This is a genomic window from Caballeronia humi, assembly GCF_001544475.1.
GTDB classification, from domain to species: Bacteria; Pseudomonadota; Gammaproteobacteria; order Burkholderiales; family Burkholderiaceae; genus Caballeronia; species Caballeronia humi.
Genome location: NZ_FCNW02000012.1, coordinates 46,274 through 71,096, shown reverse-complemented (window position 1 = coordinate 71,096; position 24,823 = coordinate 46,274). Strand labels below are relative to the sequence as shown.

Below are 24,823 nucleotides of genomic sequence, written 5' to 3'. Positions count from 1 at the left end.
GCCTTAGTTTATATGCGTGTTAGAGGCTCGCGGGCAGCGGCTGGCCGAACCACTTCTTCGACATCCCTTCGAGCGTGCCGTCCTTCTTAGCCTGCTCGATGGCCGCATCGACCTTCGCGACGAGGCGTGGCTCGTTCTTGTTCATGCCGACGAAGCACGGCGAATTCTTGATGACGAACTTCGCTTCCGGACGGCGCGGCGGGTTCTTCGCGAGAATCGCAGCCGCGACGATGTTGCCCGCCGCGATCAGTTGCACCTGGCCCGAAAGGAACGCGGAGATCGTTGCGTTGTTGTCCTCGAAGCGCTTGATGGTCGCGTTCGGCGCCATCTGCGTGAGCGCGATCTCTTCGAGCGCGCCGCGCGTCGCGCCGACCGTCTTGCCGGTCAGGTCGGCGGGGCCGGCCACCTTGATGTCGGCGGGGCCGAACACGCCCTGAAAATACGGCGCATAAGCGGTCGAGAAATCGACGACCTTCTCGCGCTCAGGCGTCTTGCCGAGCGATGAAATCACGAGATCGACCTTGTTTGTCGTGAGATACGGAATGCGGTTTGCGCTGTTGACCGGCACGAGTTCGAGCTTCACGCCCATCGCCTTGGCGAGGACGCCCGCCATGTCGATGTCATAGCCTTGCGGCTTCATGTCGGCACCGACCGCGCCGAACGGCGGATAGTCTTCCGGCACCGCGACGCGCAGCGTGCCGCTCTTCGCGATCGTATCGACGGCGTCAGCGTGGGCCGCGACCGGTACGAGAGCGAAGAGGGGCACCGCGATGAGGGCGGCCAGAGCCGTGCGGCGCGCGCGGGAAAGCGTGTGATTCATCGATGATCCTGTTATGTGTGTTGCGCGCCTAAGCCTTCTTTGGGCAGGCGCGACCTTGAGCCGGATCACTTAAGCGAGAGTCATGCCATCGCGCCGAGGCTTAGAGCCCGCAAGCCTTGACGTCGTCGTTCAAGCTAACACGCACAAAATCGGGGCGCAATAAAGCGCTGCTTTGGTGCGTGCGTTCAAGTCGTCCAGAGACGCAAAGGCTTCGCATCGATGCCGTGTACGAGCGGGCGCAGACGCATCCAGCAATCGGTGAGCGCACGTTGCAGCGGCTCCATCGAGCGGCTCACGGCGCGCACGATCAGCACGCCGGGCGCCACGCATGAGGCAGCGGCGCGCAGGGTGTCGTCGAAGGGGAGATGCGCGGTGAGCAATTCGGCGAGCGCGTCGTCGCAAGCGGGGCCGATGGCCCAGAGCGTGCCGTAGGCAGGGAACGAAGCAAGACCTTGCGGCGCATCGCGCAACGGATCGTCGGCGGTGAGATGGGTGCGTTCGAACCAGCGCAAGCGGCCGTTGCTCGTCCTGATGCTCGACGTGGCCGCGAGCCTGCCATCGGACCATCGTTCGCCTGAGGACTGACGGCCGAGCTGCATCGCGTCCCAGCCGATGGCGGTGGCGTCGTCGTCGAGGGTCAGCGTGAAGGCGAGCTCTACGTTCGACGATTCGAACACGATGTTGTTCTGCGGCAGCCAGTCGAGCTTCGCGCGCGCGCCGACTCGAATGTCGATGCGCTGCGTCGCGAGCTTGCCGTTCGACTTGTACCACTTGGTGGCGCCAGGTGTCGTGATGACGGCGTGTGTGTTAGCGGCGAGATCGATGTCGATGGCGAGCCGGTCGCCGCCCGCGACGCCGCCCGGCGGATGCACGATCACCGCGTGGCAGTTCGCATCGCCTTCGGGATAAAGCGGCCGTTGCAAACGCAGCGGCCCCTCGTGCCTGCGATGCGTGAGCACCGTGCGCGCGTGTTGCCGCGTGAAGCCGAGTTCGAGGCGGCCGTGCCATTCGTCGGCGGGTTTGAGCGCTGCGTGGGGTGCGTGGTGCATGAATGCGAGGCGTGACGGATGGAGCCGCAATGGTACGGCCGCATTCACACTGCGATCAACTCCCGTACGCCGTGCGCTTCCATGTCGGTGCCTTCGCCGCCCGCGACGATCTCGCCGCGGCTCATGACCCAATAGCGGTCGGCGAGTTCGCGCGCAAAGTCGTAATACTGCTCGACGAGCAGCACCGTCATGCCCATTTCATCGACGAGTTGCCGCAACGTGCGGCCAATGTCCTGGATGATCGATGGCTGGATGCCTTCGGTAGGTTCATCGAGGATCAGCAGTTGCGGTTCGCTCATGAGCGCCCGGCCGATGGCGAGTTGCTGCTGCTGTCCGCCGGAGAGATCGCCGCCACGGCGACTCTTCATGTCGCGCAGGACGGGGAAGAGTTCGTAGATGCGGTCCGGCACTTTCGATGGCGCCTTGCGGCTTGCTGCACCGACCATCAGGTTTTCTTCGACGGTGAGGCGGCCGAAGATATCGCGGCCTTGCGGCACGTACGCCAGGCCGTTCGCTACGCGCTTGTAGGTTGGCATCGAGGAGATCTTGGCGCCGCGCCAGCTGATCGTGCCGCTTTTGGTCGGCACGACGCCCATCAGGCAGCGCAGGAGCGTCGTCTTGCCGACGCCGTTGCGGCCGAGCAGTACTGTCAGCTTTCCGTCGGGCACCGTCATCTTCACATCGCGGAGGATGTGGCTGCCGCCGTAGTACTGGTTAAGGGAATCGACTTCCAGCATGGGTTTGTATCCTGTTTGATGCACTTGCGCGCTAGCGCCCCAAGTACGATTCGATCACCGCTTCATTGCGCTTGACCTCGTCGAGCGTGCCTTCCGCAAGCACGCTTCCTTCGGCCATCACAGTGACCTTGCCGGTCGCTCCGGAAAGCGCGGCAACGAATTCCATATCGTGCTCGACGACCATCATCGAACACGTTCCGCGCAGCTTGTTGAGCAATTCCGCGAGTTCCATCGTCTCGTGATCGGTCATGCCCGCAGCCGGCTCATCGAGTAGCAAAAGGGCAGGCTGCTGCATCAGCAACATCCCGATCTCCAGCCGCTGCTTTTGCCCGTGCGAAAGCTCACCCGCAGCGCGCGTCGCATCATGCTGCAGACGAATCAATTCGAGCGTCTCTTCGATGCGAGCCTGCGCGCTACGATCCAGCCGCGCGCGCAACGAAGCCAACCAGCCCTTATCGGTCTTCATCGCCAGTTCGAGGTTCTCCCACACCGGATGATTTTCGAACACAGTCGGCTTCTGGAACTTGCGCCCGATGCCGGTACGCGCGATGACAGGCTCCGACATGCGCGTCAGGTCCAGCGTCTGCCCGAGGAAAACCTTGCCGCCGTCGGGCCGCGTCTTGCCGGTAATGACGTCCATCATCGTCGTCTTGCCCGCGCCGTTCGGGCCGATCACGCAGCGCAATTCGCCGACGTCGATCGATAACGTCAGCTTGTTCAGCGCGCGAAAGCCATCGAAGGAAACGGTCACGTCCTCGAGATAGAGGATCGTGCCGTGCGATATGTCGATCTCGCCGGGCGCCAGGATATGCCCCAGCCCCGTGATGCCGTTCATGTTGCGTTCACTGACTTCCGGCAAGGGCGGCAAGTCGACGATCAACGCGTTGTGTGCGGTCATTACGCGTGCCCTCCGGTCTTGTTGCGGCGCAGCGCCATGTCGATCAGGCCCATGATTCCCTGCGGCAAGAGAAGTGGCACGAGCGTGAATATCAGCCCAAGGAAGAACAGCCAGTACTCAGGGAAATTCGCCGTGAAAAAACTCTTCGCGCCATTCACCGCGAATGCGCCGACGATCGGTCCGATCAGCGTCCCGCGTCCGCCGACCGCGACCCAGATCGCCATCTCGATCGAGTTCGCCGGCGACATCTCGTTCGGATTGATGATGCCGACCTGCGGCACATACAACGCCCCCGCGATGCCGCACAGCACCGCCGACACGGTCCAGATGAAGAGCTTGTAAGCAAGCGGGCTGTAGCCCAAAAACATCAGCCGCGTCTCGCCGTCGCGCACGCCCGTGACCACGCGCCCGAGCTTCGACGTGACGATCGCACGCGCCGCGATGAACGCGACGACCAGCACCGCGAACGTGATCAGGAAAAGGGCGGTGCGCGTGCCCGGATGCGTGATCGGAAAGCCCGCGATGCGCTTGAAGTCGGTGAAGCCGTTGTTGCCGCCGAAGCCCGTCTCGTTGCGATAGAAGAGCAGCATCGCGGCGAAGGTCATCGCCTGCGTGATGATCGACAAGTACACGCCCTTCACGCGAGAGCGGAACGTGAAGAAGCCGAACACCCACGCGAGAATCCCCGGCACCAGCACGACCAGCGCGAGCGCGTACCAGAGATGCTCGGTGCCTTGCCAGTACCACGGCAGCTTGTGCCAGTCGAGGAACACCATGAAGTCGGGCAGGTCGCTTTGATACGTGCCTTCGCGCCCGATCGAGCGCATGAGGTACATGCCCATCGCATAGCCGCCGAGCGCGAAGAAGAGCGCGTGCCCGAGGCTCAGGATGCCGCAGTAGCCCCACACGAGATCGAGTGCGAGTGCGCCGATCGCGTAGCACATGAGCTTGCCGATCAGCGTCATCGCGTACGCGGAGAGGTGGAACGTGCTCGTCTCCGGCAAGACGAGCGCGGCGATCGGCACGCAGATACCCATCGCGAGAATCAGCGCGACGAGCGCGAGCCAGCCGTTGCGCGGCAAGAGTGCCGCGCGTGGCGGCAGGCCGAGCGCGAAGCCTTCGAGCCGCGCGCGTTCGTCGGGTTGCGGCGCGACGTCGAGGTTCGCGCCGACATCGGTCGAGGAAGCAGTCATTTCAAGCCTCCGCGCTGCGGCCCTTCAGGGCGAACATGCCCTGAGGACGCTTCTGGATGAACAACACGATGAGCACGAGCACCGCGATCTTCGCGAGTACCGCGCCCCAGAACGGCTCGATCGTCTTGCTGATGAGCCCGAGGCCGAAGCCGCCGATGACCGTTCCCGCCAACTGCCCGACGCCGCCGAGCACGACCGCCATGAACGAATCGATGATGTAGCTTTGGCCGAGGTCTGGCCCGACGTTGCCGATCTGCGAGAGCGCGCAGCCGCCGAGTCCCGCGATGCCCGCGCCGAACGCGAACGCATACGAATCGACGCGCGCGGTTTTCACGCCGACGCACGCCGCCATGCGGCGGTTCTGCGTCACGGCGCGCACGAAGAGACCGAGGCGCGTCTTCGTCAGCACGGCCCACGCGATGAACACGACGACAATCGAGAAGCCGAGGATCGTCAGGCGGTTGTACGGGAGAATCAGGTTCTGCATCACGTTGACGCCGCCGCTCATCCACGAGGGGTTCGTCACCTGCACGTTCTGCGCGCCGAAGATCGTGCGCGTCGCCTGGATCAGGATCAGGCTGATGCCGAAAGTCGTGAGCAGCGTTTCGAGCGGGCGTCCGTAGAGATGCTTCAGCACGAGCCGTTCGAGCACGATGCCCACCACCGCCGCCGCCGCGAACGACACCGGCACCGCGAAGAGCGGATACCAGTTGAACGCGGCGGGCGCGTAATGCTGCACGACGTTCTGCACGACATACGTGGCGTACGCGCCGATCATCAGAAACTCGCCGTGCGCCATGTTGATGACGCCGATCAGGCCATACGTGATCGCAAGTCCGAGGGCGGCGAGCAGCAGCACGCTGCCGAGCGACAGACCCGCGAACAGTGTGCCCGCGATCTGGCCGCGCCGCTGGATCGAGTCGAGGTCTGCGATGCCCGCCTGCGCCGCGGCGCGCACGCGTTCATCGGATTCGTTAAACGTGCCGTCCGCTTTCTTCGCGACGATCGGACGCAGCAGTTCATTCATGTCGAGGTCATGCCGGGCCACGACGAGCTGCACCGCTTCGAGGCGATTCTTCGCGTCGGGATCGTGCAGCGCGGTCATCGCCCAGAGCGTGTCGAGGCGCTTCTTCAGATCGGCATCGGTTTCGGCGGCGCGCGCCTTGTCGATGAGCGGCTTCATCGTTGGATCGGGGTTCTTCAGCAACGCGGCGACGGCGTCGCGGCGTTTCGCGACATCGGTGGACGCGAGCTGCAACGCCGACAACGCGCCCGCGACCTTCGCGCGCAGCAGGTTGTTCAGCGTGATCGATTGCGCATCGGGGGCTTCGACGGCCTTGCCGGTCAGGGGGTCCTTGTTGCCGTCGTCGGTCTGCACGAGCACCTGGCCCTTGTCGGTCGCGACGAGCGAGCCGTCCGCGAGCGCGTTGAGCACCGCGATCGAAGGGGTGTCGGCATTGGCGACGAGCTTGTCGATGGCGGCAGCTTTGGCGTCGAAATCGTCGGCGCCGAGCGGGGCGAGATCGTCGGCGGTGAGGGCCGCGAACGCGGCGAGCGGCGCGCAGGCGAGCAACACGGCGCAGAGCGCGCGGCGTGCGGCGCGCGCGAGGGTATTTCCAGGCAAACCGGTCATGATGGCCTTTCAGGTGAGGCTGGGCGTTCTCGTGAAGACGCCGCGCCCGTGCGTGTTGCGTGCAACGATGCAAACATTGCGACGGGCGCGGCGGTAAGGCTTCAGCAGATCAGGCTAAAAACGCGATGCTCACGCCACGCGCGAACGGCGCAGGAAAGCCGGGATCGACGACACGACATCCGGCTTGCCCTGATTGCCGGCGATATACGGGCTCCACGGCTGCGCGCGGATCGCGGTCTTCGTCTTCCACACGACGTTGAACTGCCCGTCGCCGCGAATTTCGCCGATCATCACCGGCTTGTGCAGATGGTGATTGCCGTCCATCGTCAGCGTGAAGCCCGAGGGCGCCGCCATCGTCTGGCCGATCATCGCGACACGCACCTTGTCCACGTCCGTGCTCTTCGCCTTTTCAACGGCCTGCTTCCACATGTGGATGCCGACGAAGGTCGCTTCCATCGGATCGTTCGTTACGCGCTTCGTGCCGCCCGGCAGGTTCTGCGACTTGACCCATTCCGCCCATTCGGTCTCGAACTTCTTGTTGTTCGTGTTCTTCACCGACATGAAGTAGTTCCACGCCGCGAGGTGCCCGACGAGCGGCTTCGTATCGATGCCGCGCAGTTCTTCCTCGCCAACCGAGAACGCGACGACCGGCACGTCGGTCGCTTTCAGGCCCTGGTTGCCCAGTTCCTTGTAGAACGGGACGTTCGAATCGCCGTTGATCGTCGAGACGACCGTCGTCTTGCCGCCCTGGGAGAAAGTCTTGATGTTCGCGACGATGGTCTGATAGTCGCTATGTCCGAACGGTGTGTAGACCTCTTGTATATCCTCATCCTTGACTCCCTTCGAGTGGAGGAAGGCGCGCAGGATCTTGTTGGTCGTGCGCGGGTACACGTAGTCGGTGCCGAGCAGGAAGAAGCGCTTGGCGTTGCCGCCTTCGGCGCCCATCAGGTACTCGACGGCGGGAATCGCCTGCTGGTTCGGCGCGGCGCCCGTGTAGAACACGTTGCGCGACATCTCTTCGCCTTCGTACTGCACCGGGTAGAAGAGAAGACCGTTCAGTTCCTCGAAGACGGGCAGCACCGACTTGCGCGAAACCGAAGTCCAGCAGCCGAACACGACAGCGACCTTGTCCTGCGTCAGAAGCTGGCGTGCCTTCTCGGCGAAGAGCGGCCAGTTGGAGGCCGGATCGACGACGACCGGCTCGAGCTTGCGGCCCATCACGCCGCCGTTCTTGTTGATGTCGGCGATGGTCATGAGGGCGGTGTCTTTCAGCGACGTCTCGGAGATCGCCATCGTGCCCGACAGGGAATGCAGGATGCCGACCTTGATCGGACCGGTATCGGCGGCTTGCGCTTTCGAGATCGGCAGTTGTCCCGCGACCGCAAGCGCGCCGGACATCGAGCCGAATTTCAGGAGACTGCGTCGTTTCATGTGTTTCCCCTTGCCGATATGTTGTGTGAGCCGTAAAGAGCACGTGTTCTGGCTGGCCTTCCCGCCTCAGGCGGACGAGCAGCGCAGTTGTTACTGCAAGGGTTATGCCAATCTGCAATAGATGCTGAATTGGCGGGGCTTTGGCGGGGTTTGGCGAGACTCGGGACGAGATCGCCAGAGGGTGGCGCGGGGTGTTTTGGTGCATCGGCACGAGGCCGTGCTTCATGGAGGTGCGCGGCGGCGCTTCGCTGAGGCTCGACGCCTCGGCTCACACGGGCGGCGAGCCAATGAAAAAGGGCTTCCGCCGTGAGACGGAAGCCCTTTGCCAAGACAGTTGCTTCAGCGGTTCACGGTCCTCGCCGGCACGCTCAGCACGAGCAGCGCGCCGAGGATCAAAAACCCCGCGAGCATATACATCCCGCTCGAATTCGAAGCGGTCGCCTGCTTGAGCCAGCCCACGAGATACGGGCTCAGGAACCCGGCGAGATTGCCGAGCGAGTTGATCATCGCGATCCCTGCCGCCGCGCCCGTGCCCGCGAGAAACGCCGTCGGCAGGCTCCAGAAGAGCGGCAGCGTCGTCAAGATGCCCATCGTCGCGAGCGTGAGGCCGAGCATCGCGAGCGCCGTGTTGTTCGCCCAGATCACCGAGAGCACGAGCCCGATCGACCCGAGCACCGCTGGAATCGCGATGTGCCAGCGCCGCTCGCCGCGCTTGTCCGCGCTCTTTGCGACCACCAGCATGCTGACCACCGCCGCGCCGTACGGAATCGCGGAAAGCAGGCCGATCGAGAGCGCATCGGTCACGCCGGTCGCCTTGATGATCGTCGGCAGCCAGAAGCTCACGCCGTAGAGTCCCATCACGAACGAAAAGTAGATCAGGCTCATGAGCCACACCTTCGGGCTCGAAAAGATCTTGCCGATCGACATGTCTTCCTTCTCGACGTTGTCAGCCGCAATGTTGCGTTCGAGCAGCTCGCGTTCTTCCTGGGTCAGCCACTTCGCCTTCGAGATGCGGTCGTCGAGCATGAAGAACACCACGAGGCCGACCACGATCGACGGAATCCCTTCGAGCAGCAGCAGCCATTGCCAGCCGTGCCAGTTGTTGACGCCATCGAAGGACTTCATGATCCAGCCCGACACCGGGCCGCCGATCAGCCCGGACAGCGCGATCGCCGTCATGAAAAGCGAGGTCATGCGCCCGCGCCGATGCGCCGGATACCAGTAAGTGAGGTACAGGATGATGCCGGGGAAGAAGCCCGCTTCCGCGATGCCGAGGAGGAAGCGCATCACGTAGAACATCGTCGGCGTGGTGATGAACATCGTGAGCGCGGAGATGATGCCCCACGTGATCATGATCCGCGCGATCCACACGCGCGCGCCGACCTTGTGGAGGATCACGTTGCTCGGCACCTCGAAGATGAAATAGCCGAAGAAGAAGATGCCGGCGCCGAAGCCGTAGACGGCGTCCGACAGACCGAGGTCGGTGCTCATCTGCAGCTTCGCGAAGCCGACGTTCACGCGATCCAGATAAGCGACCACATAGCAGATCAGAAGCAGCGGCGAAAGCCGCCACGCGACCTTGCGATACGTGGCTTCCTCGAACGCGGAAGGCGCCCCGGCGCCGGGGCGCTGCAGCGGATTGGCGGTGCTGGCCATGCTGTCTCCTCAAATTTTTATTTAGTCGAAATGGTTTTGTAAAACAAACCCGATGCTGCTGGATTCTAGCCGCTCGGATGGGCGCCAAGCGGCTGTTTTGGATGGGGAAAACACTGATGAGCGAGCGCGGCTGAACTGGTCGAAGAGGCGGCTGATTTGTGCGCCGCAAGCTCGCGTGCCTGCGTACGCGCTCAATGGTGGATCTCTGTAGGAGCAGACCTCCGATGTCGAATCCAAACTGACTGAGGCGTGCAATAATTTCTTCTAACCGAGAGATGTGATGCACACGTGATGGTTAGGCGTCCCCGGGCATTCAGTTAAAGGAATAAGAATGGCGAAAATTGAAGGGATACGAATAAAGAATTTCAGGGCGCTGAAGGACGTGACTATGGGAAAACTGTGGAATAGTCAGTCCGCGTCTCCGTTGTCTGCAATGACGGCCGTGATCGGGAAGAACGGCGTCGGTAAAAGCACGTTCTTTGATGTTTTTGGTTTTCTCTCCGACTGTCTACGGAACGGCGTAGAAGAAGCATGCGATGCAAGGGGGCGAGGAGGCTTTGAAAGACTTCGCTCACAGGGAGCCGAGGGTACCATCGAGTTTGAAATCTATTATAAGGAAGACGGCAACGCTCGCCCCATCACTTATGAAATTACAATTTCGGTGGATAGCGAGCGGCGTCCATATGTGAAGAAAGAACGTCTTCGTCAGCGACGTAAAAATCAATCTCACGGACGCCCTTTCTCATTTCTGATCCTTGAGGAGGGGAAGGGGCTGGTTTGGAAGGGTGACGTGGATGTCAGTCCACTAAACGAAGAGGAAGAAGGTGACATTTTAGAAAGTCTATTGATAGAGTCCCTCGCAGAAGAGAGTTCGAAGACAGAAATAATAGAGCTTGAAGACAAGCGAAGGCTCGGTATTGCAACGTTAGGTTCTCTCAAACAGCACCCAAGAATCTCCGCATTCCGAAGGTTTATTGAAGGCTGGTATTTGAGCTACTTCACTCCTGATGCGGCGCGGAGTCTTCCACTAGCGGGCCCGCAAAAGCACTTGAACATTCATGGGGATAATTTGGGTAATGTAGTCCAATTCATGGAGCGAGAACATCCGAGGAGATTTCAGCAGATACTTCAACGTATTTCGGGGAAAATCCCCGGGGTTGAACGAATCTCGACTGAAAAAACTGCGGATGGGCGACTTCTCATCCAGTTCAATGATAAGGGTTTCAAGGATCCTTTTTTCGCGCAGCAGATTTCGGATGGTACGCTGAAAATTTTCGCCTATTTGCTTTTGCTCGAAGATCCTACGCCTCCTCCTTTTTTATGTATTGAAGAACCTGAAAATGGCTTGTATCACAAACTACTTGAGTCGCTTGCGAAGGAGTTTCGCGACCATGCGACGGGCTTAAAGGGAGGCTCCCAAGTATTTTTGACAACGCATCAACCTTACCTCGTTGATGCTTTGTCGCCCGAAGAAGTTTGGGTTCTAGAGAAGGGGCGCGATGGGTTTTCGCAGATTCGTAGGGCGAGTGATGACCCGGTGATCCGCAGCCTAGTGGAGCAGGAGCTTCCGCTAGGGGGTCTCTGGTACAGCGATTATTTGGATGCGAGGTAAGGATGCATTTTGAAATACTGGTTGAGGATCAATCGGGAAAAAAGGCGTTAGATATACTGGTTCCTAAAATCGTCAAACCCGGTAATACATTTAAGATAATTTCTTATAAGGGGATAGGGCGTATTCCGGGAAACTTGAATGTGGAGAGAGACCCCGCCAAACGTATTTTGTTGGACCAGCTACCGAAATTGCTTAAAGGTTATGGGAACGCGTTTTCAAATTATCCTGTCGAATATCCTGCAACAGTCGTTCTGGTATGCGATCTCGATGAAAAGGAATTGACTACCTTTAAAGCCGAGCTGCATGCCGTGCTTGCTTCTTGTAACCCAGCGCCGATGACGAGGTTTTGTATTGCGATTGAAGAAGGCGAAGCGTGGTTTCTTGGTGACATTGACGCAGTAAAAGCAGCGTATCCCAATGCGAAGGATGCAGTCCTGGCGAGTTATTCAAATGACTCGATTGTCGGCACGTGGGAAGTTCTTGCTAACGCCCTATATAGGGGAGGTGCACACGCCCTCTCCTCACAAGGATGGCAGAAAGTGGGCGCTGAAAAATCAGCTTGGGCCGAACGGATATCTCCGCATATGGACGTGGAAAACAATAATTCGCCTAGCTTCCGCTATTTTCGGGACCAAGTTCGCGAACTGGCCGATGCTCAATGACGCAACCTGCGTTCGAGACAGACGGATCGTGCGGCTAGTGGAACGTTCGCTACGAATATAACGACTCCACTGCCGTCACGCATCAGGAGCTACACGCAGCGGCCGCCGTCGACTTCGAGACTCACGCCGGTGATGAATTCGGCGTCGTCGGAGGCGAGGTAGAGCGCGGCGTTCGCGATGTCCTGCGGCGTCGAGAGGCGCCCGAGCGGGATCGTCGCGAGGAACTTCTGGCGGTTCGCGGGCGTGTCCTCCATGCCCATGAATTCGGACAGGAGACCGGTTTCGCCCATCACCGGATTGATGCAGTTCACCCGGATACGATCCGGCCCGAGCTCGACGGCGAGCGCCTTGCTCGCGATGATTACCGCCGCCTTGCTGCCGTTGTACCAGACGAGGCCCGGCCGCGGCCGCACGCCCGCCGTCGACGCGATGTTGATGAACGCGCCGCCGCCCTGGCGCCGGAAGTAGGGCACGAACTGCTCGACGCTCCAATAGAGGCTCTTCACGTTCACCGCATAGACGCGGTCGAATTCGGCTTCGGTCACTTCCATCACCGGCTTGTTCCGGTGCGTCGTGCCCGCGTTGTTCACGACGACCTGCACGCTGCCGAAGTCTTCGATGGCGGCATCGAAAAGCGTCTTCCAGTCGGCCTGTTTCGTGACGTCGCCAGCGACCGCAATCGCGCGGCCTCCTGAAAGCGCGATCTCGCTCGCCACGCGCTCGGCGGACGCCCCGTTCAGATCGTTCACGACGACGTTCGCCCCTTCGCGCGCGAACGTCTTCGCGATGCCCTCGCCGAAGCCCGATCCGCCGCCCGTGACGATCGTCGTATTGCCTTGCAGTCGCATGTTGTCTCCTTTTTTTAGCCGTGTTTGATTGCGATGGTTTTCAGGACGGTGAAGCCGTAGAGCGCCTCGAAGCCTTTCTCGCGGCCGTGTCCAGAATGCTTGACGCCGCCGAACGGCAGCTCGACGCCACCGCCCGCGCCATAGTTGTTGATGAACACCTGCCCCGAGCGCACGCGGCGCGCGAGGCGCATCTGGCGGCCGCCGTCGCGCGTCCAGATGCCGGCGACGAGGCCGTAGTTCGTGTCGTTGGCGAGGCGCAGGGCGTCGTCTTCGGAGTCGAAGGGCATCGCCGCGAGCACCGGGCCGAACACCTCCTCGCGCGCGAGCCGGTGCGTGCGCGGGACGTCGCGCAACAAGGTCGGCGCCTGATAGAACCCCGCTTCCGGCGCCTCCGACACCACTTCGCCGTGCGCCGCCATCGCGATGCCGTCGTGCTGCGCATCGGAGAGAAAATCCCACACGCGCTGCTGCTGCTTCGCGCTGATGAGCGGCCCGCAGTCGAGATCGAGCTTGCTTGGACCGACCTTCAGCGCCGAAAAGGCTTCGGCGAGCCGCGCGAGCAACGGTTCGTACGCGTCGCGCTCGATCAGCACGCGGCTGCCCGCCGAGCACGTCTGCCCGGCGTTTTGCACGATCGCCGAGACGAGCACCGGCAGGGCAGCGTCGATGTCGGCATCGGCGAAAACGATTTGCGGCGACTTCCCGCCGAGTTCCAGCGTCACGGGGACGTGGTTGTCGGCGGCCATCTTGACGACCGCCGCGCCCGTCGCGGGCGAGCCGGTGAACGAGATGTGGTCGATGCCCGGATGTCGAGCGAGCGCCGCGCCCGCCTCGTAGCCGTAGCCCGTCACGATATTGAGCGTGCCTTCAGGCAGCCCGGCCTCGGCGGCGAGTTCGGCGATGCGCAGGATCGACAGGCACGCGTCCTCGGCCGGCTTCACGACGCACGCATTGCCCGCCGCGAGCGCCGCCGCGACGCTGCGCCCGAAAATCTGCAGCGGATAGTTCCACGGCACGATGTGGCCGGTCACGCCGTGCGGCTCGCGGATCGTGAGCACCGTGTAGCCGGTCTGATAGGGCAGGGTCTCGCCGTGCAGTTTGTCGGCGGCGCCCGCGTAGAACTCGAAGTAGCGCGCGACGCCCGCCGCGTCCGCGTACGCCTGCTTGAGCGGCTTGCCGGTGTCGCGGGCTTCGATCTGCGCGATCTCGTCGTGGCACGCGCCGATCAGCATCGACAGGCGCGCGAGCATGCGCCCGCGGTCCGCGGCGCTCGTGCGGCCCCAGGCGCCGTCGTAGGCGGCGCGCGCGGATTGCACGGCGCGGTCGATGTCGGCGGCGTTGCCGCGCGCGAGCTGCGAGAACACCTGGCCGTCCGACGGATCGACGACTGGGATCGTTTCGCCGACGGCCGGCGCGACCCATCGGTTGCCGATGAAATGCTTCGCTTCGTCCATGCACTGTCTCCTCTATTCCGGTACGCGTTTCGCCGCGCCCGTCTCACCCGATTATCGCGCCATCGGACGAGTCTGAACGCGGGTCTCGATTGGCTATAATGACGCATTCGCGCGGTTTCATGCCGCAGTCTCGGCTGCTCCGGCGCGGCGCGCATCATCCGGCTTCAGAACCTCAACTTTCTCAGAGAGCGCTCATGAGCTTCAATAACGTACCCCCGGGCAAGGATCTTCCGCAGGATTTCAACGTCATCATCGAAATCCCCGCGCAAAGCGATCCCGTCAAATACGAAGCGGACAAGGACATGGGCCTGCTCGTCGTCGACCGCTTCATCGGCACCGGCATGCGCTATCCGGCCAACTACGGCTTCATCCCGCAGACGCTCTCCGGCGACGGCGACCCCGTCGACGTCCTCGTCATTACGCCGTTTCCGCTGCTGGCGGGCTCGGTCGTGCGCGCTCGCGCGCTCGGCATGCTGCAGATGACCGATGAATCGGGCGTCGATGCGAAGCTCGTCGCGGTCTGCCACGACAAGATCTGCCCGATGACAGCGCACATGAAAACGGTCGATGACGTGCCCGAGTATCTGAAGGATCAGATCAAGCACTTTTTCGAGCAGTACAAGGCGCTCGAAAAGGGCAAGTGGGTGAAGGTCGAAGGCTGGGCGGGCGTCGATGCCGCGCACAAGGAGATCACCGACGGTGTCGCGAACTACAAGAAGTAAAAGCAAGCGGGTTTGACGAAGGCCGCGTGCGGATCGAGCACGCGGCCTTTTTCATGCTTGGAAAACTGGCTAGACCTCAGGGTTTTCCTCCGGGACGGAAACCGGCTCCGGCACAGGCATCACGGAATCCAGCGTCCGCATCCCCGCGATCAGCGCGCGCTTTTCGATCGCGCTCAGCCGCTTGACCCAATACTCCGCGCGCGACGCCTCCGATCTCCCCGTCAGCTCGAACGAAGCGAGCACGCGCAGCGGCTTTCGCGAACGCGTATAGCGCGCGCCTTTCCCGTTCGAATGCTTTTCGAAGCGTGCGTCGACATCGGTTGCGATGCCCGTGTAGATGCTGCCATCGGCGCACTCGATCAGGTACAGGAACCACGGCATGGCGTCGTGCGTCGTCTCAAAAACGGTGGTAATTGCCGCGCATTATCGCCGAGAGCACCGCTTTGGGCGAACCAGCGTGACTAGCAAAAGCCAAATAAGCGTTCCCGACACAATCGACGCACTTTTTCGACTTGCGCGAGAATAGCCCCTTTGCGGCGCGCATTTCGTCGATTGCGCGCCATGCATCGATCATTCAGCGGGGACGGCTCTTGAATCGCGACGTCGAAATACATGTGGTCGAAACGCTCGAAGGCGTCTCCTCCGACGACTGGAACCGTCTCGCCGGCGACAATCCGTTCGTGCGGCACGAGTTTCTGTCCACGCTGAAGGACACGCGCTGCGCGATCGCGCGCACCGGCTGGCGCGCGCATCATCTCTTGCTCAGGCGCGGCGGCCAGCTTGCCGGCGCGATGCCGCTCTATTTGAAGTCGCACTCACGCGGCGAATACGTGTTCGACCACGCCTGGGCCGACGCCTTCGAGCGCCACGGCATCCGCTATTACCCGAAGGCGCTGTCCGCCGTGCCGTTTTCGCCGGTGACCGGGCCGCGCCTGATCGCCGCGAACCACGCGGACCGCGTGATGCTCGCGCGTGGTGCAATCGAGCTGACGAAGCGGCTCGAACTGTCGTCGCTGCACGTGTTGTTTGCCCAGCAGCAGGATCTCGAAGCGCTGACGGATGCAGGCTACATGCTGCGCGAAGGCGTCCAGTTTCACTGGGAGAACCTGCCCGGCGACGGCTACGAGAGCTTCGCCGCCTTCCTCGCGACGATGAGCCACGACAAGCGCAAGAAGGTGAAGCAGGACCGCCGTCATGTGAGCGAGGCGGGCGTGACCTATACGTGGCTGCGCGGCGCTGAGATCGACGGAGCGGCGCTCGATTTCTTCTACTCGTGCTACGAGAACACGTATCGCGAGCACTGGAACCCGCCGTATCTCACGCGCGAGTTCTTCGCCGAGATCCACGCGGCGGCGCCCGAAAGCATTCTGCTCGTGATCGCCGAAGCCGATGGCGAGCACCTTGCGTGCGCGCTCAACATGATCGGCGGCGACGTGATGTATGGGCGATATTGGGGCACGCGCGAGTTCGTGTCGGGGCTGCACTTCGAGACGTGCTACATGCAGGGCATCGAATATTGCATCGAGCACGGGCTCGCGCGGTTCGAGGGCGGCGCACAGGGCGTGCACAAGATGTCGCGGGGGCTATTGCCGACGCCGACGTGGTCCGCGCACTGGATCGCCGATCGGCGTTTTGCGCATGCGATCGGCGAGTTCCTCGATCAGGAAACCGCCGCGATGGAACAACACATCGGCGAACTCGAAGCGCACACGCCGTTCAGGAAGAAAACGTGAGGTCGCACCAATATGGATCGACGTCGTAGCGCTCGATTGACGTGATCGATTGCACCGCGTGGTTGAAGGCATCGCTGGCTCGATGAAAGCCGTCTAGAATCGAATGCATCTGTCAGAGTTCGACGATACCGACCATCCGAAAGACCACCCGAAACGAGGCTAGCCATGAAACGCATCACCGCCATCATCAAACCGTTCAAGCTCGACGAAGTTCGCGAAGCACTGGCCGAAGTCGGCCTCACGGGTCTGACGGTCACGGAAGTGAAGGGCTTCGGCCGCCAGAAAGGCCACACCGAGTTGTATCGTGGCGCGGAATACGTCGTCGATTTCCTGCCGAAGGTGAAGATCGAAGTGGTCGTCGCGAACGACCAGACCGATCAGGTCATCGACGCAATCATCGGCGCGGCGCGCACCGGCAAGATCGGCGACGGCAAGATTTTCGTCGCCGACGTCGAGCGCGTCATCCGTATCCGCACCGGCGAGGAAAACGAAGCCGCGGTCTGACGCGGCGCATTCACGACATTCAGCAGCAGTAAGCGTCTCGCGGCCCCACGCGCGCACCATTGCGGCGCACGTGCGGGCCGCGCTTCGACAGCGCATCGCTCGCCGTGCCCTCGCATCACCATCTCGAATTTTTCAGGAACCGCCGGCTACGCTAAAAGTCGATGCGGTAACATCGCCGTCTCCGTCAACTTTTTGTAAGGATTTGTGAATGCACCACGCGATCGGCTTTATCCAGGATCTGGCGGTGATCATGGCGATCGCGGGCGTCGTGACGGTGCTTTTTCATCGATTGAAGCAGCCGGTCGTGCTGGGGTACATCGTCGCGGGCGTGATCATCGGGCCGTACACGCCGCCGTTCCAGCTGATCCACGACGAAGCCACGATCCAGACGCTCGGCGAGCTCGGCGTGGTCTTCCTGATGTTTTCGCTCGGCCTCGAATTCAGCCTGCGCAAGCTCTTCAAGGTCGGCGCGACGGCGTTCGTCGCGGCGCTCTCCGAGATCGTGCTGATGATCTGGATCGGTTACGAGATCGGCCGCTGGTTCGGCTGGAACTCGATGGATTCGCTGTTTCTCGGCGCCGTGCTCGCCATTTCGTCGACGACGATCATCGTCAAGGCGCTCTCCGAGCTAGGCATGAAGGGCGAGGAGTTCGCGCAACTTATTTTCGGGATATTGATCGTCGAGGATATTCTCGCGATCGCGATGCTCGTGCTGCTCTCCGGCATCGCGCAGACGGGCTCGGTGAGCGCGGGCGTGGCATTCGCGACGCTGGGGCAATTGCTGCTTTTCATGACGGTGTCGCTCGTGGTCGGCATTTTGATCGTGCCGCGCGTGCTCGATTACGTCGCGCGCGCGAAGAGCGACGAAATGCTGCTCGTGACCGTGCTCGGCTTCTGCTTCGGTTTTTGCCTGCTGGTCGTGAAGCTCGACTACAGCATCGCGCTCGGCGCGTTCCTGATCGGCGCGATCATGGCGGAAGCGCGCAGCCTGCATCGCATCGAGCGGGTGATCGCGCCGGTGCGCGACATGTTCTCCGCGATCTTTTTCGTGACGATCGGTTTGCTGCTGAACCCGACCGTGCTGATCGACTACGCGTGGCCGATCGCCGTCATCACGTTCGCGGTCGTGGTCGGCAAGATCGTGTCGTGCGGGCTCGGCACGTTCCTCGCGGGCAAGGACGGACGCACGTCGATGCGCGTCGGCATGAGCGTCGCGCAGATCGGCGAGTTCTCGTTCATCATCGCGTCGCTCGGGTTGTCGCTGAAGGTGACGAGCGGCTTCCTCTATCCGATCGCGGTCGCCGTCTCGGCGCTCACGACGCTCTTCACGCCCTACCTGATCCGCGCGGCCGATCCGATCACGCTGCGCATCGCCCGCTCGATGCCCGCGCCGGTCGCCAACACGTTCGGGCTCTATTCGCAGTGGCTCGCGAGCATCCGCCCGGAGTCCGGCGCGCCGACGATCTTCAGCATGACGCGGCGCATCGTGCTGCAGATTGCGGTGAATCTCGCGCTCGTCGCGGCGATTTTCCTGGGCGCGTCGTATTCCGCGCCTTATGCGACCGAATATCTGTCGCGCTGGCTGCAGACGAACGATGCGCAGCGCGTCGTCTTGTGGAGCGCGGCGCTCGTCGTGTCGATGCCGTTTCTCGTCGCCGTGTACCGCAAGCTCGAATCGCTCGCGCTTTTGCTCGCCGAAGTCAGCGTGCAGCCGGCGAAGGCGGGGCGCTTCACGAGCGCGATCCGCTCGACGATTTCCGGCTTGATTCCGATCGTCGCGATGTTCGGCGTGTTCCTGCTGGTGGCGGCGCTCTCGGGCGCGATCCTGCCGCCGTTCGGCCTGATGATCGCCGTGCTGCTTTGCGCGGCGCTGTTGCTCACGGTATTGTGGCGCTGGTGCGTGAAGATCCACGCGACGATGCAGATCGCGTTGCGCGAGACCTTCGAGGAGCCGCACGACCACTCGTGATCCTTTCCGATACGCGATTCATCCGGTTCCGGCAATAATGTGAGCAATTGTTTGATGGTTTGCCGCGTCCGGACCAGAGGCGGATAATTAACTTCTGTCCATTCTCAAAGCGCACAAAGCGCCTGAAACGGAATGAGCGAAAATAAAACGCCTGACGCCGGAACACCCGGCGAATCATCTTCCAGCGCGGCTGCGGCAGCATCGGCCGGCGCTGACAGCAAAGCCGCTTCGTCCACGACGGCGCCTTCCACTCCCCCGGGTATTTCTGCGGCGGCCGCACCCGGACCGCAGGCGAGCGCCGCCGAGCGCGCATCGACCGACCAGCCCGCGAGCGCATCGAACGTCGAGCCGACCGACAAAGCCGCCGCCCAGCGTGCCGAAGCGCGCGCAGGGCGGGCGTCGGCGGCAAGCGCGACGGCCGCGCAGGAAGCGAGCGTGCGCGCGGGCAATCCGGCGGCGGCGAGGGCGAGCCTCGCCGCGAACATCGAAACCGCTACGGAAGCGGAAGCCGCTCTGAAGGCAGACGAAGTCGAGACGGTCGAGTTCCGCACGACGAGCCTGCCTTCCGATTTCACGTCCACGCCGGATATCACCGCATCGAACCCCCCGCCGATTCCGCCGAACCCTCCGCCCGGCGCGCAGGCGCCGCCCGCGTACCTGAAGCGCACGGATTCGGCGTGGTCGGTGTTTGGCCGCGTGATGGCGGCGCGCGCACGCCAGATCTTTGATCGCGCGGGACAGCGGATCACGCAGCGCACGTTGCGCATCGGCGTATCGGCGCGGATCTTTCACCCGGAGCCGGGCGCGAAGGGCCTGCGCGGCAAGACGCTGCAGTATCTGGAGGAATCGATTGCGCACTGGGTCATGTCGCGCGACGTGCTCGTCTTCATGATTCCGACGGTCGGCCATCAGGGGATGCTGCATCCGAGCAACATCCGTCTGCGCGACTACGCGAAGCATCTCGACGGTCTACTGCTGCAAGGCGGCGCCGATGTTTCGCCGCAGTCGTATGAAGAAGCGGCGACGCGTCCCGAATGGCCCGGCGATCGCGTGCGCGACATGTACGAGCTGGAACTGCTGCACGAGTTCATCGAGTCGGGCAAGCCCGTGCTCGGCGTGTGTCGCGGCTGCCAGTTGATTAACGTCGCGTTCGGCGGCACGCTGTATCAGGACATCGCGACCGATGTCCCGATGGCCGGCGTCCACGTCAACGAGCAGTACGACCAGCATCGCCACTCGATCCGCTTCCCCGACGGCTCGACGCTCGCCAACATGTTCCCGGGACGCCAGGACGCGATCGTCAATTCCATCCACCACCAGGCTGTGCGGACCGTGGGGCGCGATCTGAACATCGAGGCGGTATCGGCGGCGGACGGGATCATCGAGGCGGTGCGGTATCGGCGGGCCCCGTTTGTGGTCGGCGTGCAGTGGCACCCGGAGTTTCATCGGGCGGGCGGCGAGGAACTGCTGGATTGCACGCCGTTGCTCGATACGTTCCTGCGCGTCGCGCGCGAGACGCGGTTCTGATCGTTGCTTTGAAGAACACCGATTGAAATGCAAAAGGCCCGCTGTCTGACAAGCGGGCCTTTTGCATGGTCTTGCGAAGGATGATCAACGTTCCGACGCCGCCCCCAGCGACGGCAAACCGGCTTCGTTCTGATGCTGAAGCTGCTCGACCTGGCGTTGCAAATCGCGCAGCTTGCGCTCGGCGGAAAGCTTGTCTCCCTGCAGCGCAACCGATTCCGCCTGCAATTGCTGCTGACGTTGCGAGACTTCGCTGTCCTGCGCCCGCGCGATCGACAGATCAGCGGAAAGACGCTTCGCCCGATCATCCGACACCGCGATCACGCGTTCGAGCAGCGCCTTCTGCGACTGCAACTGCATGTGGCGGATTTCGCCGTCGGCGAGATCGTAGCTCTTGCGCGCGAACTGCGCGTAGGCGCTCTCGGCGCGCGCATCGTCCTGCGTCTTCACGACGCGCCAGAAGCGCTTGTCCTGAAACAGCGCGACGTAATACACCACCTCCTGCGGATAGAAGAAGAGCGTTGCGCCGTAGCTGCCGTTGTAGGTTGTGCGCAGTTCGGTGAGTTGCTTCGACTGCACCATCTGCTTCAATTCCGCGACGTTGCCTTGCGCTTGGGAAGCGGTTTCTTCGGCGTCATCGTCGGGGGAGAAAATGTGTTTCGATTTCGACGCGGCGGAGGCGTTTGCCGGAAGCGGCGGGGCGAGCAGTTCGAGTGCGTGCGCGGCGGGCGCGAGCGCCCCGCAAAGGGCGATGGCGACGGCAAGCGTCGCGTGCCGCAATTGAGTGGTAGGCGTCATGGGGCGGGAAGCGGAAAAAGTTGGAGAGGCAAATCGGGACGCGCTCTCAAGCCGGTGCCGCAGGGGCGGGCGCGGCTTGCGAGCGCGCGGTGCATCACTTCGTGAAGTCGCCGGGGGCGTCGGTGACGCGCTGCTTCGAAAGCCGCACGTTGCCGCTCGATGATTCGACCGCCCTCGACTGGCCGCGCGGCGAGGGGCGCGCGAGGGAGCTGTTGTCGTCGAGCGTCGGCGAGTGCTGGAGCATGTTGTACATCTCCGCGACGCTCATCCCGTGCTGCGCGGCGGGACGTGCACCCGGCGCCTCGGGCTGACGCGCGACCGCGCGAGCCGGACGGCGATACGTCGTGTTCTGTTCGATGACATCGTCGCTTTCCCACATCGCGACGAGGCGGTCGCTGGCGGCGTCGCGCGTCGAATTCGCCGATGCCGCCGCGCTGCGCCGCTTGCCGCGCAACTCCTCGACGCCCGACTGACGCGACGTGCGCAGCGCTTTCTTCGTGCCACGCGACGTGACGGGATAGATCTCGTCCGCCTTCGACTTTGAACGCTGAGACGCGACGGCCTTCACATCGGCCGATGCAGGCTTCGCGGCGGTACCGGCAGTCGCGGCTACCGCGACGCGCGGAGCTTTCGACTGCACCGTGATATCAACCGGAATCGCCGCGACTGGTTTGCCCGCCTCGACGGTTTTCGCGACCTTCGGAGCGACCGGCTCGTTCGCTGCGGGAAACGCGCTCGCCGTAGCCGGCGCATAGCTTGCGGGCGCGGCGGGCGTTGCCGCTGATGTGGAGGCGGGCGTCGCGGCCTGTGTGAGTTCGGCGCGGCCGCTTTCGTCCTTGCGCGTCGGCCCGACACCGAACATCAGCCACGCGAGCAGTCCTACGCTCGCCAGCGCAATCGCGCCGCCCACGACCTTCCTGTTGTTGTCCTGCCGCCTGACCGGTGCGACCACGCGGGGCCCGTCCGAATCCGCGGCGAAAGGCTCGAATGGCGCTGCGGCCTTCACAGCCGCCGCCGACGTGATCGATGCCGCCGTCGCGCGCGGCATGAACGCCTCGAAGTCCGTGCGCGACAGCTTGTTCCACAGATTGGAGGGCGCGTAGGGATACGGCGAATCGCGCAACGTCAGCGCGCTGACGTAGGCCGTCAGGAGTTTCGCGGCATAGAACGGAACCTCGTACTCCGAGAACGCGGGGCGGGCGTGCGCCGACGCCCATTCGCGACCGAAAGTCACGGCCTGATTGGCAAGCGGATACAAGGTGGGTAAAAGCAAGTCGCCTTGCACGTCGATCATGGGAGCGGTCATGGGTCTTCTCTGTTCCGGATTCACGCGTCGGGGCTGCTTTTGTCGAGCAGCCTGCCCGCAAAAGTCACCTGACGAACCGCCAGACAACGGGTACCAGATGCGGAAAAAGCACCCTGACCGGCGATGAAAGCAACCCGCGATCATACGGAGCAAGGAAGTCGAAAACGATCAGAACCCTCCGAGTTATGCATCGGATCGACAGCCAGCCTTGACAGGGCGCGGAAAAGACAGTAGTGCAAACAAGTGCGTCTATTCGAGCTCGTAGGTATATACGAGAGAGAACAGATCGACGCCGCCCATGCGGTCGTCTTCGCGCACGGCGAAGCGCCATCCACGCGATTCGTAGAAGCCTATCGCGGGCCGATTGTCTTCGAGCACGGACAAGTGCAGGCGACTCGCGCCGCGCTCGCGCGCCCACGCCTTCGCGGCGTCGAGCATCGCGCTGCCGGCGCCCGTACCCCGATAACCCGGCAACGCGTGCAGGTTGTCGACGAGAACACTGCCGCTCGCGTCCGGATTCGCGAGACAGACGAAGCCGACCGGCACCGCGCCCAGTTCGGCAATCAGCGCGATTCCTTCGCCCGCATCGAGTTCCGCCATGCGCTTTTCCCAATGTGCCGCGCGTTCGATGGGCGCTTCTTTGTCGAGGAAGTCGTCGGGGAGGATGCCTCGATACGCCGCCGCCCAGCTCAGCGAGTGCATCCGCGCGATGAGCGCGGTGTCCGCGCGCGTCGCCTTGCGTAATCGTAATGTGGGTTTGTGTTCCGTATGGTCGAAGATAGGCATATGTAAGATGACGTTCAAATCAGGATGAGCGAAATTAGGCGATGTTCGAAGCGACGTATTAAGCCGTCACACGTTAATATTGAGCACTTCGCCGCTTGCGAAAGCCGACGGAAACCCCCCTGTTCCAGCGCCGCATCGGACTTGCCGATGCTTGCCGCCGGGTTTTATCGAGAGAGTCATGTCCACGTCACACCCCGTTCTCCCCAACGAATCCAAGTTCAAGACGGTCTTTCGCGTCGTCAGTGGCAATTTTCTTGAGATGTACGACTTCATGGTCTATGGCTACTACGCCTCGGCCATCGCCAAGACCTATTTTCCCAGCGGCAACGAATTCGCCTCGCTGATGCTTGCGCTCTCCGTGTTCGGCGCCGGCTTCCTGATGCGACCCGTCGGCGCGATCGTGCTCGGCGCCTATATCGACCACCACGGTCGGCGCAAGGGCCTCATTCTCACGCTTACATTAATGGCGATAGGCACGGCCTGCGTTGCGCTCGTGCCAGGCTACGCGACCATCGGCGCGCTCGCACCGATCATCGTGCTCGGCGGGCGCTTGCTGCAAGGCTTCTCGGCGGGTGTCGAGCTCGGCGGCGTGTCGGTGTATCTCTCCGAAATCGCGACGAAGGGCAACAAGGGCTTCTATTGCTCGTGGCAGTCCGGCAGCCAGCAAGTGGCCGTCGTGTTCGCGGCGCTGATCGGCGTGATCATGAACCGGTGGCTCCCCGCCGACCAGATGAGCGCGTGGGGCTGGCGCGTGCCGTTCCTGATCGGCTGCCTGATCGTGCCGTTTCTCTTCATCATTCGCCGGTCGCTGCGCGAAACCGATGAATTCCTCGCGCGCAAACACCGCCCGGACATGCGCGAGATCGCGAAATCGATGGTGCAGAACTGGAACATCGTCATCGCAGGCATGGGCATGGTGATCATGACGACCGTCTCGTTCTACATGATCACCGCCTATACGCCGACGTTCGGCAAGGAAGTGCTGAAGATGTCGGCAATCGACACCCTCGTCGTGACGGTGTGCGTCGGCTTGTCGAACCTCGTGTGGCTGCCGGTGATGGGCGCGCTGTCCGATCGCATTGGGCGACGGCCCGTGTTGCTCTTTTTCACGATTCTCACGATCGTGACGTCGTATCCGGCGGTGCAGTGGCTGGTCGCGGACCCGTCGTTCCTGCGGCTTCTTGGCGTCGAATTGTGGCTCTCGTTTCTGTACGGCAGCTACAACGGCGCGATGGTCGTGGCGCTGACCGAAGTGATGCCGGTCGATGTCCGCACGACGGGCTTTTCGATGGCCTACAGCCTCGCGACGACGATCGGCGGATTTACGCCCGCGATCTCCACTTACCTGATTCACTCGACGGGAAACAAGGCAGCGCCGGGCCTTTGGATGGGGCTTGCCGCGGTCTGCGGCCTGATCGCGACTCTCGTGCTGTATCGCTCGCCTGAGGCACGGAATCAGTACAAGACGGCCTGAACATCGCAGGTCGC

General features: G+C 62.5%; 22 protein-coding genes. 8 read left to right on the top strand and 14 right to left on the bottom strand.

Translation table 11 applies throughout. The features are described from left to right. Positions 1 to 19: 19 nt before the first annotated feature. The 8 genes from AWB65_RS14155 to AWB65_RS14120 all read right to left on the bottom strand — a co-directional run bounded on the left by AWB65_RS14155 (position 20) and on the right by AWB65_RS14120 (position 9,417). A complete protein-coding gene (locus AWB65_RS14155; protein ID WP_087667751.1) occupies positions 20 to 820 on the bottom strand; it encodes a transporter substrate-binding domain-containing protein in 801 nt (266 codons plus the stop codon). 185 nt (positions 821 to 1,005) lie between these two features. After that, a complete protein-coding gene (locus tag AWB65_RS14150) occupies positions 1,006 to 1,869 on the bottom strand; it encodes an urease accessory protein UreD (RefSeq protein ID WP_087667806.1) in 864 nt (287 codons plus the stop codon). A gap of 44 nt (positions 1,870 to 1,913) precedes the next feature. Then, positions 1,914 to 2,606, bottom strand: a complete 693-nt coding sequence (gene urtE / locus AWB65_RS14145; RefSeq protein ID WP_087667750.1) for an urea ABC transporter ATP-binding subunit UrtE — start codon at positions 2,604 to 2,606, stop codon at positions 1,914 to 1,916. A gap of 31 nt (positions 2,607 to 2,637) precedes the next feature. Continuing rightward, positions 2,638 to 3,441 carry an urea ABC transporter ATP-binding protein UrtD gene (gene urtD, locus AWB65_RS14140; RefSeq protein WP_181505760.1) on the bottom strand — a complete coding sequence of 268 codons (804 nt, stop codon included), beginning with the start codon at positions 3,439 to 3,441 and terminating at the stop codon, positions 2,638 to 2,640. Positions 3,442 to 3,503: 62 nt separating this feature from the next. Further along, complete coding sequence (gene urtC / locus AWB65_RS14135; protein WP_087667748.1) at positions 3,504 to 4,697, bottom strand: urea ABC transporter permease subunit UrtC; 1,194 nt, start codon at positions 4,695 to 4,697, stop codon at positions 3,504 to 3,506. Between the two features lies 1 nt (position 4,698). Further along, on the bottom strand, positions 4,699 to 6,330 hold the full coding sequence (gene urtB, locus AWB65_RS14130; protein WP_087667747.1) for an urea ABC transporter permease subunit UrtB: 1,632 nt from the start codon (positions 6,328 to 6,330) through the stop codon (positions 4,699 to 4,701). 129 nt (positions 6,331 to 6,459) lie between these two features. Then, positions 6,460 to 7,761, bottom strand: a complete 1,302-nt coding sequence (gene urtA / locus AWB65_RS14125) for an urea ABC transporter substrate-binding protein (protein ID WP_087667746.1) — start codon at positions 7,759 to 7,761, stop codon at positions 6,460 to 6,462. Between the two features lie 339 nt (positions 7,762 to 8,100). Continuing rightward, positions 8,101 to 9,417 (bottom strand): MFS transporter, encoded by a 1,317-nt coding sequence (locus tag AWB65_RS14120; RefSeq protein ID WP_087667745.1) that lies wholly within the window; start codon positions 9,415 to 9,417, stop codon positions 8,101 to 8,103. 331 nt (positions 9,418 to 9,748) lie between these two features. Here AWB65_RS14120 and AWB65_RS14115 point away from each other — a divergent pair, with 331 nt between their 5' ends. Further along, positions 9,749 to 11,029, top strand: a complete 1,281-nt coding sequence (locus AWB65_RS14115; RefSeq protein ID WP_087667744.1) for an AAA family ATPase — start codon at positions 9,749 to 9,751, stop codon at positions 11,027 to 11,029. Positions 11,030 to 11,031: 2 nt separating this feature from the next. Beyond that, positions 11,032 to 11,691: a DUF4276 family protein gene (locus AWB65_RS14110; protein ID WP_087667743.1), complete on the top strand. Its 660-nt coding sequence runs from the start codon at positions 11,032 to 11,034 to the stop codon at positions 11,689 to 11,691. An 89-nt stretch (positions 11,692 to 11,780) separates the two neighbouring features. Here the strand turns inward: AWB65_RS14110 and AWB65_RS14105 are convergent, their stop codons facing one another. Next, on the bottom strand, positions 11,781 to 12,539 hold the full coding sequence (locus AWB65_RS14105) for an SDR family oxidoreductase (RefSeq protein WP_087667742.1): 759 nt from the start codon (positions 12,537 to 12,539) through the stop codon (positions 11,781 to 11,783). 14 nt (positions 12,540 to 12,553) lie between these two features. Then, positions 12,554 to 13,993, bottom strand: coding sequence for an aldehyde dehydrogenase family protein (locus tag AWB65_RS14100; protein WP_087667741.1), 1,440 nt, complete (start codon positions 13,991 to 13,993; stop codon positions 12,554 to 12,556). Positions 13,994 to 14,187: 194 nt separating this feature from the next. On the opposite strand from AWB65_RS14100, the gene ppa reads away from it, so the two are divergent. Next, on the top strand, positions 14,188 to 14,715 hold the full coding sequence (ppa, locus tag AWB65_RS14095) for an inorganic diphosphatase (RefSeq protein WP_087667805.1): 528 nt from the start codon (positions 14,188 to 14,190) through the stop codon (positions 14,713 to 14,715). A gap of 69 nt (positions 14,716 to 14,784) precedes the next feature. On the opposite strand, the gene AWB65_RS14090 is transcribed toward ppa, so the two are convergent. Next, the gene (locus AWB65_RS14090; protein ID WP_087667740.1) at positions 14,785 to 15,096 is read right to left on the bottom strand and encodes a GIY-YIG nuclease family protein; all 312 of its coding nucleotides are present in this window, start codon (positions 15,094 to 15,096) and stop codon (positions 14,785 to 14,787) included. A gap of 209 nt (positions 15,097 to 15,305) precedes the next feature. Between AWB65_RS14090 and AWB65_RS14085 the strand changes: the two genes are divergently transcribed. The 4 genes from AWB65_RS14085 to AWB65_RS14070 all read left to right on the top strand — a co-directional run bounded on the left by AWB65_RS14085 (position 15,306) and on the right by AWB65_RS14070 (position 20,448). Next, a complete protein-coding gene (locus AWB65_RS14085; protein ID WP_087667804.1) occupies positions 15,306 to 16,448 on the top strand; it encodes a GNAT family N-acetyltransferase in 1,143 nt (380 codons plus the stop codon). A 165-nt stretch (positions 16,449 to 16,613) separates the two neighbouring features. After that, entirely contained in the window at positions 16,614 to 16,952 is a 339-nt protein-coding gene (glnK, locus tag AWB65_RS14080; RefSeq protein WP_008342452.1) for a P-II family nitrogen regulator, read from the top strand. Between the two features lie 208 nt (positions 16,953 to 17,160). Further along, the gene (locus AWB65_RS14075) at positions 17,161 to 18,921 is read left to right on the top strand and encodes a cation:proton antiporter (RefSeq protein WP_087667739.1); all 1,761 of its coding nucleotides are present in this window, start codon (positions 17,161 to 17,163) and stop codon (positions 18,919 to 18,921) included. A 132-nt stretch (positions 18,922 to 19,053) separates the two neighbouring features. Then, complete coding sequence (locus AWB65_RS14070; protein ID WP_087667738.1) at positions 19,054 to 20,448, top strand: gamma-glutamyl-gamma-aminobutyrate hydrolase family protein; 1,395 nt, start codon at positions 19,054 to 19,056, stop codon at positions 20,446 to 20,448. Between the two features lie 84 nt (positions 20,449 to 20,532). On the opposite strand, the gene AWB65_RS14065 is transcribed toward AWB65_RS14070, so the two are convergent. From AWB65_RS14065 to AWB65_RS14055, 3 genes are all read right to left on the bottom strand, one after another. Further along, entirely contained in the window at positions 20,533 to 21,243 is a 711-nt protein-coding gene (locus AWB65_RS14065; protein ID WP_087667737.1) for a DUF2968 domain-containing protein, read from the bottom strand. Positions 21,244 to 21,337: 94 nt separating this feature from the next. Continuing rightward, complete coding sequence (locus AWB65_RS14060) at positions 21,338 to 22,549, bottom strand: hypothetical protein (protein ID WP_125474129.1); 1,212 nt, start codon at positions 22,547 to 22,549, stop codon at positions 21,338 to 21,340. Positions 22,550 to 22,798: 249 nt separating this feature from the next. Continuing rightward, on the bottom strand, positions 22,799 to 23,335 hold the full coding sequence (locus AWB65_RS14055; RefSeq protein ID WP_087667735.1) for a GNAT family N-acetyltransferase: 537 nt from the start codon (positions 23,333 to 23,335) through the stop codon (positions 22,799 to 22,801). A gap of 178 nt (positions 23,336 to 23,513) precedes the next feature. Here AWB65_RS14055 and AWB65_RS14050 point away from each other — a divergent pair, with 178 nt between their 5' ends. Then, positions 23,514 to 24,809 carry an MFS transporter gene (locus AWB65_RS14050; protein ID WP_087667734.1) on the top strand — a complete coding sequence of 432 codons (1,296 nt, stop codon included), beginning with the start codon at positions 23,514 to 23,516 and terminating at the stop codon, positions 24,807 to 24,809. Positions 24,810 to 24,823: the final 14 nt, after the last annotated feature.